Origin of the sequence: Priestia sp. Y58 (assembly GCF_029522095.1) — a bacterium.
GTDB classification, from domain to species: Bacteria; Bacillota; Bacilli; order Bacillales; family Bacillaceae_H; genus Priestia; species Priestia megaterium_E.
In genome coordinates this window covers 296,295-308,588 of sequence record NZ_JAKWFL010000005.1, presented here as the reverse complement: position 1 = coordinate 308,588, position 12,294 = coordinate 296,295, and the positions used below count along the sequence as shown (strand labels likewise).

Below are 12,294 nucleotides of genomic sequence, written 5' to 3'. Positions count from 1 at the left end.
GGTGGAGAAAATAAAATTTGCTATTACATCAAAAGGCAACCAAATATCAAATACGCTTATGCAAAAAATGAAAACGTATTTATTAGATTTTCATTTAGAATATGATGAAAACCAGCCTGATATTGTAGTGTCAGTAGGAGGGGATGGAACGCTTCTCTATGCGTTTCACCGCTATCGAAATCGACTTGACAAGACGGCTTTTATTGGGGTTCATACCGGCCATTTAGGTTTTTACGCAGATTGGACACCTGATGAGATTGAGAAGCTGGTGATTGCTATTGCAAAGACACCCTATCAGACTGTAGAGTATCCACTGCTCGAAGTGATTATTCGCTACACAAACGGTGGACGCGAAGCTCGATACTTAGCTCTGAATGAATGTACGGTAAAAAGTGTAGAAGGTTCTTTAGTAATGGATGTGGAAATTAAAGGGCAGCGATTTGAGACATTCCGAGGAGACGGCCTTTGCGTATCCACTCCCTCGGGAAGTACAGCTTATAACAAATCCCTGGGAGGCGCGATTTTACATCCTTCGCTTCAAGCTATTCAAATTGCTGAAATGGCTTCTATTAACAATCGAGTGTTCCGTACGATAGGTTCTCCATTGGTTCTTCCTGGACATCATACAGCGCTGTTAAAGCCTGTCAACGACGCAGACTTCCAAATTACCATTGATCATTTAACTCTTTTACATAAAGATGTAAAGTCGATTCAATTTCGGGTAGCAAGCGAAAAAATTCGATTTGCTCGCTTTCGTGCGTTTCCTTTCTGGCAGCGTGTCAGAGACTCTTTTGTATGTGATGATTAAAGGCAGGGAAGAGAATGAAACAAGTTTTTACGTTGAGTTGGACCGTAGATAATTCTTTCGAGGGTGTAGCGGTTCGTGAATTTTTAAAAGAACATGATATTTCCAAAGCTTCTCTGACGGACATTAAGTTCAGAGGAGGAGCAATTGAAGTAAATGGAAAGCATGCAACGGTTCGATATATTCTGCAAAAAGGTGACGAAATCAAGGTGGCGTTTCCACCAGAAAAAGCAAGTGAAAGTCTTCTTCCTAAAGCTATACCTTTGGATATTGTATACGAAGATGAGTATATTTTAGTTTTGAATAAGCAGCCAAACATGCCAAGTATACCTTCTCGAGAACATCTCACGTGGTCACTAAGTAATGCTGTGCTCTATTATTATGAGAAAAATAACATTAACTCGACTGTTCATCTTGTAAATAGATTGGACCGAGACACATCTGGGCTGCTTATTGTCGCTAAACATAGGCACGTTCATTACTTATTCTCTAAAGCACAAAAAGAACATGAAATTAAACGCGTGTACCGAGCTTTTGTTCATGGTAAGCTTGTTGGCAAAGAAACGATAGAGGCACCGATTGGCCGAAAAGAGTCAAGTATCATCGAACGGGAAGTAAGAGAAGATGGGCAGTGTGCTATTACACACTATACGGCGCTTTGTCAGTATTCTTCTTTTACAGAAGTTGCTCTTTCGCTTGAGACGGGGAGAACTCACCAAATTCGTGTTCATATGGCTTATAAAGGATATCCACTGCTTGGAGATACCTTATATGGCGGAACGAATCATCTTATTTCTCGTCAAGCTCTTCACAGCTATGAGCTCACTTTTTTTCATCCTTTTTTACAAAAAACTTTGTCTTTTACAGCACCTTTGCCGCCGGATATGCAGAAACTTCAAATCGTAAAAGAAAGTCGCTTTTTTTAATAAAAAGCGACTTTCTTTTTACACGAAGTGATTAAATTTTTCCTCTACATAAGGCATAGATGAAGGTACCGATATAATATTCCTTTCAGGATACTGAAACGCCGTTAAAGCCCCTCCAAAAACTGCGCCTGTATCAATATTAATGGTATTATGAATTTTTCTGGCTTTTACTACGGGTGTATGCCCATACACGATAAACGGTTTTCCGTTATAATGTTGGGCCCAGTCCCGTCGGACAGGCATGCCGTTTAGATGTTTTTCGCCCGTAATGTCTCCGTATAGCACAAAGGTTTTTACTTTTTTATCCGTTCTGCCGATGTATTCAGCTTTAAGACCGGCGTGAGCAATAATTAATTGGTTTTGATCAAGCTGCACATATAGAGGTGATTGTTCATAAAGCTCAATGAACTTTTTCTTAATGAATTTCTGTTCTCTTGAAGGTAAAGCTTCGTACTCGGCAACGGTCGTTTCTAACCCATGAGTAATTTGCACTTTGTTACCGCAAAAGAAGCGATATAGCTTATTGCAGTGATTGCCTGGACAGTAGTAAGCTTGCTGATGCTTTATTACAAGTGACCATACGAGTTCAATCACTTTTAGTGAATGAGGTCCTCGGTCTGTTAAATCACCTACAAATCCAAGGCGCCGTCCGTCAGAGTGGACAGGAATCCCATCTTGCCACTCATACCCAAGTTTTTCTATTAACGCTTTTAATTCATCATAGCACCCATGGATATCGCCTATTATATCTATTTTCATCTTTTGTCCACATCCTTAAAAGGTTTTTCCTTTGACGATATAAAATTACCCTTATATGGAGCAAACTATGTGTAGAACTTATATATTATTGGGAAAAGAGTAAAGAGCTGTGAGTTGAAAAAAAACAAAATTCATCATAAAGTTAAATGAGTTTTGTGCGACAGGGAGGTTGAAGACATGACAGATTCAATTGAAAAAGAAGAAAAGGCATGGTTCGCCGAACATTTACTATCACTTTTAGAAAAAAATGAAATCGATGCATTTCGTGAAGAATTTTTACATATGCATACGTATGACCAAGCTCAATTTTTTGAAGAATTAGATGAGCCTTCTAGATTTGCGCTGTACGAGATGTTATCTCCGGAAGAAATGGCGGATATCTTTGAAAATGTAGAGATACGAGAAGAAGATTATCAAGAAATTCTCTCAGAAATGCATCCCAATTTTGCAGCAGACATGCTGTCGGAAATGTCGGCGGATGATGCCGTTGATGTATTAAATGAATTGGATAAAGAACAAGTGGCGAGCTATTTAACGATTATGGATGAAGAAGCAGCCGATGAAATTAAAGAGCTGCTTCATTACGAGGAATATACCGCTGGAAGTATTATGACGACTGAATTTGTAGCCATTCGTGAAAATCAAACCGTACATTCAGCCATGCACATTCTACGCAGGGAAGCTCCAGAAGCGGAAACGATTTATTATGTATTTGTTATTGATGAACAAAAGCATCTAGCAGGTGTTATTTCTCTTCGTGATTTAATTATAGCAGATGAAGATACGATGATAAGCGAAGTTATGAATGAACGAGTCGTATCCGTGTCAGTAGCAGAAGACCAAGAAGAAGTTGCCCGTATTATGCGCGATTACAACTTTCTTGCGCTTCCAGTTGTTGATTTTCAGCAGCATCTTCTCGGGATTATTACGGTTGATGATGTGATGGATGTTCTTGATGAAGAGGCATCGGATGACTATTCTAAATTAGCCGGTATTAGTGATGTAGATGATACGATTGACCACAATCCTTTAGTAGCGGCCAAAAAGAGGCTGCCTTGGCTTATCATTTTGCTGTTTTTAGGAATGATGACAGCGAGTTTAATTGGACGTTTTGAAGATACATTGAATCAAGTAGCTATTTTAGCTGTATTTATACCTTTGATTGGCGGTATGGCCGGTAATACAGGAACACAGGCACTAGCCGTTGCGGTTCGCGGACTGGCCACGGGAGAAATCGAAGAAGAAAGCAAATTTAAGCTGTTAATCAGAGAAGCAGCTACTGGCATGATTACGGGTGCATCATGTGGACTTTTAGTTGTATTAATTGTTTATATTTGGCAAGGAGATCTGATTTTAGGCGCTTTGGTAGGAGTCTCTGTATTTTCAACATTGATTGTGGCTACACTAGCAGGAGCGTTTATCCCGCTTCTCATGCACAGGTTCAAAATTGACCCTGCAGTCGCATCAGGACCATTTATTACAACGATCAATGATCTTATCAGTATTTTAATTTACTTCGGTCTAGCGACAACATTTATGAGTTATTTAAAATAATGAAGGGACTTTAGAATTCGACATGAGTAATCATGTCGGATTTTCATTATCAGTTCATATAGTTGACAGAGAACCTTCAAGCTTTTATGATTAACCTTTAATTTTGAATACTAACGTCTTCGTTTTATAAATAGCGAAGGTAAAAGGAGGGGAATCTAATGGAACAGCACGCGTCCTTTACATCACTTGTTATCGTCATTAGTTTGGCCTTTTTAACGCCTATACTGTTGCATCGGTTTAAACTCAACATTATACCTGTAGTCGTAGCTGAAATTATTATGGGATTAATTATAGGGAAAAGTGGTTTTGACCTTGTGGAGCAGGATATGTGGCTTGAAACACTTTCCACTCTAGGCTTTATCTTTTTGATGTTTTTAAGTGGTTTAGAAATTGATTTTTCTGCTTTTGCTGGAGGAAATTCAAAAGACAAAAAGGCATCAGGAGCGAAGGTGCCAAATGCTTTTTCCATTTCTATACTAGTGTTTGCAGCTATCTTTGCGGTTTCACTATTTTTGTCCTATGTTTTTGTATGGACCGGTTTTATTGATAATGCTTTTTTGATGACGCTTATTATTTCTACCATTTCACTAGGAGTAGTAGTGCCGACCTTAAAAGATGCACAGATTATGAAAAAGCCGATTGGACAAACCATTTTATTGATTGCGGTTATTGCGGACTTAGTCACGATGATTTTACTAGCCGTATTTGCTTCTGTCTATGATAAATCAGGAAATAGCAATACATGGTTGATTTTAATTTTATTTGGAGTAGGAGTGATTTTATACTTCATAGGGAAGCAGTTTAAAAACCGATCGTTTCTTGAGACAATGTCCAAAGGTACAATTCAAATCGACACGCGCGCGGTATTTGCACTCATTATTATTCTGGTGGGTCTTTCGGAGTCAATTGGTGTTGAAAACATTTTAGGCGCTTTTTTAGCGGGGTCACTCGTTTCTCTTCTAGCTCCTAACAAAAACTTAGTTCATAAATTAGATTCGTTTGGCTATGGATTTTTAATTCCTATCTTTTTTGTGATGGTAGGAGTGAAGCTTGACGTTTGGTCATTGTTCAGTGATAAAAAAGTGCTGATTTTAATGCCTTTATTATTCATTGCATTATTAATATCCAAGCTAGTCCCAGCGTTAATCTTAAGAAAATGGTATGATATGAAAACCGTTTTAGCATCGGGTTTTCTTTTAACATCGACTCTATCACTTGTTATTGCAGCAGCAACGGTTGGTGAAAATATTGGTGTTATTGATTCACAAATGTCCGGTGCGCTGATTTTGGTGGCGATTATTACATGTATTATTACACCTATTATCTTTAGAAAGCTGTTTCCAAAGCCAGAAATCAGTGACAGAAAGCTGAAGGTTAATATGCTCGGTGCAAATCAATTTACACTCCCGGTTATTCGAGAAATGGATCTTGATTTATATGATGTTACGATTTATCATCCTACTCAGGACAAAATTGAAAACCGTACGTCGGATTCCATTTTTAATATCGTCGACATCGATGGATATAGTAAGGAAACTTTAATACGTATGGGGATTTTAGATGCGGATGTATTAGTTGTAACAACAGGGGAAGAAGAAAGAAATAGCGATATTGCTCTATTTGCAAAAGAATACGGTACAGAACGGGTTATTGCCCGCGTAGAAAGTCCTGTATTAGATGAAAAGATGAAAGAAAATAACATTGAAGTTTTTTCTGTGCTGTTATCTACGACTGCATTGCTAAAAGCTTTAATCGAATCGCCAAATATTTTAAATATCTTAACGAATCAAGAAACAGCACTTTATCAAATTAATATGCGTAACCCTAAATACGAGGGGGTAGAGCTTCGTAAGTTTCCATTTACAGGAGATGTGATTTTTGTTCGAATCTTTAGAGGCAAAGATTCTATTGTACCTCATGGCGATACAGAGCTTGAATTTGATGATCGTTTAATTGTAACGGGATCTCGCTCGTATGTGAATGAATTGCGTATGCTTCTTGAGTATAAAATTAGATAAAGGTATCTAGATAGGTTTAGTTTTCTATCTTATTGAATGAGAGAAAGAGGCTGGAACAAAAGTATTTTAGCTCAAGTAAAAAACGAACCACTGATCAAAATGTTTGATTAGTGGTTCGTTTTTTTTTGTTGTTTTGAAAATAAGTTTCATCTGTTTAGCTCTTTCTAGCAGTTGATTGGAGGGCAAGACGAAGACTCCTGCGGGAAAAGCGGAACAGATGAGACCCCGCAGGAGCGCAAGCGACGAGGAGGCTCATTGGCCGCCCGCGGAAAGCGAAGTCTTGCACGGAAATCAACTGCGGTGTAACAAGCGGTTCAGCTCATGTGTCCCATTTGTGCGTCTTTAGATTGAATTAATTTCGTTATGTCTCAACCTCTTTTATTGTGTTTTCTCAAATGCTGGAAATAAAAGTACAGCGCTGCTTTTGGTGTTAAAAAGGCTACAGCAAAAAAATAAACAAGTTTTTCCGTGTTCAAGCATACATTTTTAAAAGAACGATAACAAGCAATTGGAGGTATGCTTCATGACTAACTCAAAATCTAAGTCAGAAGAAAACGAGCCGCTAATGTACATTGTCCAGCCAAACGCTACGCAAAATCAGCGTTCTATGCAATATTATTTTAGTTCAAAACACCAAGACAATAAAGGAATAGAGAAAGAGCACGTGTTAAAAGAAGAGCCCAGCTTTTCTTCCATTCAAGAAGTCAGAGAGCCTGACGTAGAAAAAGTGGAAGAGATTAAGCAAGAAAAAGAGGAAGAGCGTTCAATTGTTCCCGTAGATATACCACAATCAGAGACTAAAAAGCCAAATAAAATGTTTCAGTCTATGACGATTAAAGAAAAAGTTGAATTTCTATGCAGCTTCCCGCCTCATATGTCTCAGCCAATTTGTGAAATTACGTGTCAAAACCAAAAATATATAGGGACAATTTTAGAATTAAAAGAAGGAAGTTTATACGTAAGCGTTCCTCCTAATAAAGAGAAAACAGTATTGACATTTCATGATATTCAGACTATATCTATCGTTAAAATTTAAGTAACTCTAAAAGCTAACAGTGAAGAAGCACGTTAGCTTTTATTTTCATAAGTTTGTGAATGCACGGAGGAATGAAGATGACATGGATTTACCTAACATTATTTGTCTTTGCGACGTTTCGACTTACTCGTCTAATTGTTTTTGATAAAATTACAGCGTTTATTCGTAAACCGTTTCATAAAATCGTAGAGGATCAAGATGAACAAGGAAATACCGTAACTTATTTAGAGATAAAAGGGAAGGGACTGCAAAAATGGATTGGAGAGCTGCTCAGCTGTTATTGGTGTACGGGCATATGGTGTGCGGTAGGGATTTATTTTAGTTATGTAGCGTTCCCGCATATTGCTATTCCTATCATTACAATCTTAGCTATTGCAGGATGTGCAGGAATTATAGAATCGTTTATGAAATAAATGGACGAGTTAAAAGACATATTGAACATCAATATGTCTTTTAATAATTAAGGGAAATTTAGCACTACTTTATTAAAAAAAGGAATGCCTTCTTGCCACTCTTCGCTATAAAAAAAGCCTTCTAGAATAAATGAACTCGTATCGGAGGACAGCGGAATGACTACTTGAAAAGAGTCAAATAGTAATTTTTCTTTCGGCTTTAATACGGTTTGCTTAATAGGTTTGATCCAATATTCACCGTCATTTTGAATTTTTTCGTTCCATTTTGGATGAGCATAGCGCCATTCTAAAGAAGAAGAGGGGATACTGGAAACTTCAATGTCTTTTTCATCAATGATCTTCCCGCTTAATATAGCCGAAGCAGTGGGTTTCATTTTTAAGCAAAGCACCGGAGAGCGTAAAGTACTGCTCGTTTGATTTTGAATAATTACGTTGCCGAATATCATCAGCTCGCTTTCATCTTGTTCCGGCAGCAGTATAGAATGTTGAAAGAAACAGAGGATATCACTCTTTTCGAACCTTTCCACAGGTTTTTCCACAATTTTTTCGATTACTTTTTCCACAATCTTTTCTTCAATAACGGGCTGTTTTCTCGAGGCTTTTTCCCGAAATGCTTCTGCAATAATTTTTTGTTCAGAAAGCTCGTTTCTTAGTAAATCCAGCTCTTTTTCTAATCCTTCAATTTCTACTTCTTTTTCAGATGTAGAAAGCGTCTCAGCGTGTTTTTTCTTCCAAAACGATGTATTTTCTTTTTCTCGTTCTAAAGCTCGTTCATAGCTTTTTAATTGGTTTTGTACGTGCCGAATTTCCGATTTATAGTGAATGAGCTTTTGTTTTAATTGAGTTAAATCATCTTTAGGGGAAGGGGAGTTACGACTCATCTAGTAGTCTCCTTTCCTGCTGAGCTATGAATTAAGTTTGTAAACCTGAGCTGCCCACAGCAGTTTTATTTATATGTATGCACAAAGCTTGTAAACGATGAAAAAAGAGGAGAAATATTCTCCTCTGATAGAGTATTTAATTAATCGAAATCTGTTTCAAAGGAACTTTCATAGCTTCTTTCATCACATTCATCGTGATGATGTTTTCCAGGGAAGATAGCTTCACATTGAGGTGGATATTCGACAGGTAAGCAACCAACGTTGGATGGATCGATGATTTCAGGTCGAGGGTAGCAGAAGCTGCCTTCCACTTCAATTTTCACGTCTTTTTCAATTTGTACACTTAAACATAATACGATGTCGAAGCTTAGCAGTTGTAAACGTCCGTGTGATAATCTTATAGAACCGCTTGTTCCTTCAAAAGAATCTAGGTGTACAACTGGGTCAGTGCCTTCAGGAGCACAAAGATAAAACGTTTGATGTGTTTTCCATGGAATATTGCAAGAAGTAAATTCATGATGTTTTTGATGGTTACCTAAATCAATTAACTTAATCTTGTAAAAGCCACTGATTGATAATTTAACTTCATGAAGAACAACACTTTCTCCATCGGGTAAAATAATTGTTCGAGGGCGGCGACCTCCGTGCGGCACAAGTTCAATTACTTTATCCAGTGCGTTTTCATCTGAAGGATCCACAGGATTACCATGGCAATCTGTTAAAATGATTTCAACTTCTACGTCATCTCCTAAACCTTTAAGCACATGTTCATTAAATAACGAAGTGTCATGGGTAAAAATTTGTGGTAAAACGACTTGACGTCTAACCCAGTCGTACACTTTAGGTACGCGGATACACAATGATTCAAAAAGTTCTCCCATTTTTAAACCTCCTAATTGTAATTGTCCTTCCTTTACGCTTTTCGTTACTAGGTATCGGACTACTATAGTGTATGAATGACCTGCTTTTATGTTCCTTAGTAAAAGCGGAATTTATCGGAATAAATTCTAGGTGAAGCGAGCATAAAAAATGAAGGAAATAATAAACTCAATTACAGCATATTCATGTTAATAAAAAGTGTTATTCATCTTTAACTGATTTTTTAGAAGTAGTGGGTTATTTATAATGGAGGAGTGAAGGGCATGAGTGAGGAAAAAACAAAACAATATATTGCTTCATTGAAGTCAGAACTGGCTTTTTATAAAGAAGAATATCAAAAATTCAAGCATCAAGAATTTGAATATGAAGATATTAAGGAAGAGTTAGCGGAATTAAAGCAAAAGCATGAAGAAGAAAAAAAGAAGCTAGAGGAAAAAATAGATTGGCTTAAAGCATGCGTCAATGAACAAAAACCAAAAATCGAACAGTCCATTGTACAGTACAATCATGAAGCACAAGGAACCATTCAAGAGCTGCAAAAACGGCTGCGTGAAGTGACAGAACAAAAGGGAGGAGAAAGATCAAGAGTAAGAAAGCCAAAAAACAGCACGGATTTATTTTTGTCCATGCAGCGCAAAATGGACAAATAAGATAGAACGTCTTTCTTTAGTCCTGAATATAATGTTATAGATAGGATGCTGTGAAAAGGAGGGAAAACATGATGTATTATCATTATAATTATAATCCTAATCAATACCCTCAGCCCCTGCCTTATCATCCACAACCAATGACAAAACAATCGGTAAAGAAAGGGCAGTCTATTCCTAAGCCAGTCCAGTACCCTTCTCCAAAACAAGGTGGTTGCGGCTGTGGTTCAAAGTTACCAAAGCGATAAGCAATAGAAGCATTGTCACTCGGACAATGCTTTTTTACATAGAGTGGAGAGAGGTGTAGAGATGCCGGATTTTTTCGATGAATTTGAACGTTTTTTTGAACAGCATATGATGGGAGAACATCGAAAGAGAATGAAAGAAGTAGAAAACGAAGAAAAGCAGATGGAACAGCAAGAGAGGAAACTGCAGCAAAATGTAAAAAGACTTGATGAGCAAGATGCTGAAGATCCGTTTGGACAATGAAATTTAATGTACACAGTTGAAAAGCCCATACAAAATCATTTGAGTGAACATACAGTATAGAGAGTAAAACAGAGGGGGTGTAATATTATGGGCTGCGGATTTGGCTACGGTGGTTGTGGTTACGGTGGTGGCTACGGCGGTGGTTTTGCGTTAATCGTTGTATTATTCATTCTATTAATTATTGTTGGTTGTGTTTGTTTTTACAATTAATCCCTTCTATGAATAAGGCACCGAAAAGTGCGGGTGAAGTTTCACTCGCACTTTATTTTTTTATTAAATGTAAAGGGCACCATCTAGGCACATGGTGCATACGATGAAGTATAAATAAAGGAGGTCATGCAAAATGGATAATAATATGTTTAAAAATATAGAAAAGAAAACAGGCGTTAATATGAAGGATATTTTTGAACTTGCGAATTCTGTACAAAATGCTAATTTTAAAGATGAGCAAACGGTGCGTAATATTGTGAAGCGAGTAGCACAAATTGCGAATAAACCAATTTCAAAACAAAAAGAAGAACAAATTGTTAAGGCGATTGCAAACAATAATCAATCCATTGATTTTGCGACCATCGCTAAAATGCTAAATGAGAAAAAATAATTTAATGTTTTTATATAAAGCCCTGACGTGTCAGGGCTTTTTTCTATTTATGCAATTTCATTTGTTTGAAATGCGTTAGAATCAAGATCAAACAGTTCCGGATGCTGTGCTAAGTAATTAATTTCTTTAATACGATGAGCGAGAGGGGGATGAGTTGAAGTAGCTTGAGTCAACCACATAAAAAAACCTTTTTCCTGTGAGTGCGTATGAACAAATTCCTCCTGATTTACTTTTTTATTTAGACAATGACCAACCGCAAGTATAGTGAGTGCTTGAGTGGCAGCTTTTGCATCACCAATCGCAACGGAAGCTATGCGATCACACGTATATTCACAGGCCCTAGAGTAAGCTTTTCCTAAAAAAGGAACCCAAAGAGCAGGTAGAATAAGTGAGTGGTAGAATGTATGCTTACGTTTGATATGAACTAATTCGTGGGCAATAATAAAAGAAAGTTCTTTTTCTTGATTATCTTCAATCATTTCAACAATGTCGGAGTATAAAACGACAAAGTGACGTCCAAAAAAACGTGTAGCAAACGCGTTTAACAAGCCGCCTGATTGAACAATATAAATATCGGGCAGCTCTAAATCCAGCTCTGAAGATAAATGTTTTGCCTGATGATAAGTGTGCGGGAACTGCTTCTCTGTCAATCTAACTCCATTATTGCGAATTTGAGCAATAGAGAAACCGTGGAGTATAAATGTAATTAAAAAACCGATTACAAGATAAATAATACCAACGAGTGAAATAATTAAAAAGAAATAGGTTAATAAGCTGATAACCATACACAGAATGAAAAAAATCTTTTCATTTTCATGAATAAGCTTTGCGTTCAATAATGGAGCCCCCTAAAATATAGTAGTACAGTACATAACGTAGTGTAACGCATCCACTTATGAATATCTACCTCTTAGTGGAATATTTGGTTAATAATAGATGGTGAGAATATTAGTTATGGACGCTAGCATGAAGTAAGAAAAAGAGGTTGAAACATAACTACAGGAATCCAATTTAAAGACGAACAATCTGGATACATGATCTGGACTGCTTGCTCGACCGCTGTTGCTTTTCGTGCAAGGCTTCGCTTTCCGCGGGCGGCAGATAAACCTCCTCGTCGCTTGCGGTCTGCAGGGTCTCATCTGTCCCGCTGTTCCCGCAGGAGTCTTCGCCTTGCCCTCCAACCAACAGCTAGAAGCACCTGCGTTCACCATGATTATAAAAAAACGAACTATTTATCCGTTTTTGATAGATAGTTCGTTTTTCATTTTAATGAAACTACTTTTGTC

Annotated in this window: 17 protein-coding genes; 12 read left to right on the top strand and 5 right to left on the bottom strand. The window is 37.4% G+C overall.

Annotated features, from left to right (window positions below):
- Positions 1–10 precede the first annotated feature (10 nt).
- Positions 11–808: an NAD kinase gene (locus tag MMB68_RS17400; protein ID WP_025749877.1), complete on the top strand. Its 798-nt coding sequence runs from the start codon at positions 11–13 to the stop codon at positions 806–808.
- A 14-nt stretch (positions 809–822) separates the two neighbouring features.
- Complete coding sequence (locus MMB68_RS17395) at positions 823–1,731, top strand: RluA family pseudouridine synthase (protein ID WP_221785513.1); 909 nt, start codon at positions 823–825, stop codon at positions 1,729–1,731.
- An 18-nt stretch (positions 1,732–1,749) separates the two neighbouring features.
- Here the strand turns inward: MMB68_RS17395 and prpE are convergent, their stop codons facing one another.
- The gene (gene prpE / locus MMB68_RS17390) at positions 1,750–2,490 is read right to left on the bottom strand and encodes a bis(5'-nucleosyl)-tetraphosphatase PrpE (protein WP_221812996.1); all 741 of its coding nucleotides are present in this window, start codon (positions 2,488–2,490) and stop codon (positions 1,750–1,752) included.
- Positions 2,491–2,667: 177 nt separating this feature from the next.
- Here prpE and mgtE point away from each other — a divergent pair, with 177 nt between their 5' ends.
- The 5 genes from mgtE to MMB68_RS17365 all read left to right on the top strand — a co-directional run bounded on the left by mgtE (position 2,668) and on the right by MMB68_RS17365 (position 7,511).
- Positions 2,668–4,044 carry a magnesium transporter gene (gene mgtE, locus MMB68_RS17385; RefSeq protein WP_014461563.1) on the top strand — a complete coding sequence of 459 codons (1,377 nt, stop codon included), beginning with the start codon at positions 2,668–2,670 and terminating at the stop codon, positions 4,042–4,044.
- A gap of 158 nt (positions 4,045–4,202) precedes the next feature.
- Positions 4,203–6,062: a monovalent cation:proton antiporter family protein gene (locus MMB68_RS17380; protein WP_050689363.1), complete on the top strand. Its 1,860-nt coding sequence runs from the start codon at positions 4,203–4,205 to the stop codon at positions 6,060–6,062.
- A gap of 171 nt (positions 6,063–6,233) precedes the next feature.
- Positions 6,234–6,368: a hypothetical protein gene (locus tag MMB68_RS17375; RefSeq protein WP_255219837.1), complete on the top strand. Its 135-nt coding sequence runs from the start codon at positions 6,234–6,236 to the stop codon at positions 6,366–6,368.
- A 217-nt stretch (positions 6,369–6,585) separates the two neighbouring features.
- Positions 6,586–7,098 (top strand): CotO family spore coat protein, encoded by a 513-nt coding sequence (locus MMB68_RS17370; RefSeq protein WP_221812995.1) that lies wholly within the window; start codon positions 6,586–6,588, stop codon positions 7,096–7,098.
- 77 nt (positions 7,099–7,175) lie between these two features.
- Entirely contained in the window at positions 7,176–7,511 is a 336-nt protein-coding gene (locus MMB68_RS17365; protein WP_035334808.1) for a DUF1360 domain-containing protein, read from the top strand.
- Positions 7,512–7,558: 47 nt separating this feature from the next.
- Here the strand turns inward: MMB68_RS17365 and MMB68_RS17360 are convergent, their stop codons facing one another.
- Positions 7,559–8,392 (bottom strand): OmpH family outer membrane protein, encoded by an 834-nt coding sequence (locus MMB68_RS17360; protein WP_221785510.1) that lies wholly within the window; start codon positions 8,390–8,392, stop codon positions 7,559–7,561.
- Positions 8,393–8,532: 140 nt separating this feature from the next.
- Entirely contained in the window at positions 8,533–9,273 is a 741-nt protein-coding gene (locus MMB68_RS17355; RefSeq protein WP_221785509.1) for a BMQ_0737 family morphogenetic spore coat protein, read from the bottom strand.
- Positions 9,274–9,534: 261 nt separating this feature from the next.
- Between MMB68_RS17355 and MMB68_RS17350 the strand changes: the two genes are divergently transcribed.
- The 5 genes from MMB68_RS17350 (at position 9,535) to spoVIF (ending at position 11,008) form a co-directional block, all read left to right on the top strand.
- Positions 9,535–9,921, top strand: coding sequence for a hypothetical protein (locus MMB68_RS17350; protein ID WP_221785508.1), 387 nt, complete (start codon positions 9,535–9,537; stop codon positions 9,919–9,921).
- A 68-nt stretch (positions 9,922–9,989) separates the two neighbouring features.
- Entirely contained in the window at positions 9,990–10,166 is a 177-nt protein-coding gene (locus MMB68_RS17345; RefSeq protein ID WP_164797097.1) for a hypothetical protein, read from the top strand.
- Between the two features lie 61 nt (positions 10,167–10,227).
- Positions 10,228–10,407, top strand: a complete 180-nt coding sequence (locus MMB68_RS17340) for a hypothetical protein (RefSeq protein ID WP_221785507.1) — start codon at positions 10,228–10,230, stop codon at positions 10,405–10,407.
- Between the two features lie 87 nt (positions 10,408–10,494).
- Positions 10,495–10,617, top strand: a complete 123-nt coding sequence (locus MMB68_RS17335; RefSeq protein WP_013055448.1) for a YjcZ family sporulation protein — start codon at positions 10,495–10,497, stop codon at positions 10,615–10,617.
- Positions 10,618–10,750: 133 nt separating this feature from the next.
- Positions 10,751–11,008 (top strand): sporulation-specific transcription regulator SpoVIF, encoded by a 258-nt coding sequence (gene spoVIF, locus MMB68_RS17330; protein ID WP_013055449.1) that lies wholly within the window; start codon positions 10,751–10,753, stop codon positions 11,006–11,008.
- A gap of 47 nt (positions 11,009–11,055) precedes the next feature.
- Here spoVIF and MMB68_RS17325 read toward each other — a convergent pair whose 3' ends face one another.
- A complete protein-coding gene (locus tag MMB68_RS17325) occupies positions 11,056–11,844 on the bottom strand; it encodes a M48 family metallopeptidase (protein WP_260506938.1) in 789 nt (262 codons plus the stop codon).
- 175 nt (positions 11,845–12,019) lie between these two features.
- A complete protein-coding gene (locus tag MMB68_RS17320) occupies positions 12,020–12,193 on the bottom strand; it encodes a hypothetical protein (protein WP_260506937.1) in 174 nt (57 codons plus the stop codon).
- Between the last annotated feature and the right edge of the window lie 101 nt (positions 12,194–12,294).

Coding starts and splice junctions, on each gene's coding strand:
- MMB68_RS17395 (WP_221785513.1), top strand. CDS start 823: ATGAAACAAGTTTTTACGTTGAGTTGGACCGTAGATAATTCTTTCGAG.
- prpE (WP_221812996.1), bottom strand. CDS start 2,490: ATGAAAATAGATATAATAGGCGATATCCATGGGTGCTATGATGAATTA.
- mgtE (WP_014461563.1), top strand. CDS start 2,668: ATGACAGATTCAATTGAAAAAGAAGAAAAGGCATGGTTCGCCGAACAT.
- MMB68_RS17380 (WP_050689363.1), top strand. CDS start 4,203: ATGGAACAGCACGCGTCCTTTACATCACTTGTTATCGTCATTAGTTTG.
- MMB68_RS17370 (WP_221812995.1), top strand. CDS start 6,586: ATGACTAACTCAAAATCTAAGTCAGAAGAAAACGAGCCGCTAATGTAC.
- MMB68_RS17365 (WP_035334808.1), top strand. CDS start 7,176: ATGACATGGATTTACCTAACATTATTTGTCTTTGCGACGTTTCGACTT.
- MMB68_RS17360 (WP_221785510.1), bottom strand. CDS start 8,392: ATGAGTCGTAACTCCCCTTCCCCTAAAGATGATTTAACTCAATTAAAA.
- MMB68_RS17355 (WP_221785509.1), bottom strand. CDS start 9,273: ATGGGAGAACTTTTTGAATCATTGTGTATCCGCGTACCTAAAGTGTAC.
- MMB68_RS17350 (WP_221785508.1), top strand. CDS start 9,535: ATGAGTGAGGAAAAAACAAAACAATATATTGCTTCATTGAAGTCAGAA.
- MMB68_RS17345 (WP_164797097.1), top strand. CDS start 9,990: ATGATGTATTATCATTATAATTATAATCCTAATCAATACCCTCAGCCC.
- MMB68_RS17340 (WP_221785507.1), top strand. CDS start 10,228: ATGCCGGATTTTTTCGATGAATTTGAACGTTTTTTTGAACAGCATATG.
- MMB68_RS17335 (WP_013055448.1), top strand. CDS start 10,495: ATGGGCTGCGGATTTGGCTACGGTGGTTGTGGTTACGGTGGTGGCTAC.
- spoVIF (WP_013055449.1), top strand. CDS start 10,751: ATGGATAATAATATGTTTAAAAATATAGAAAAGAAAACAGGCGTTAAT.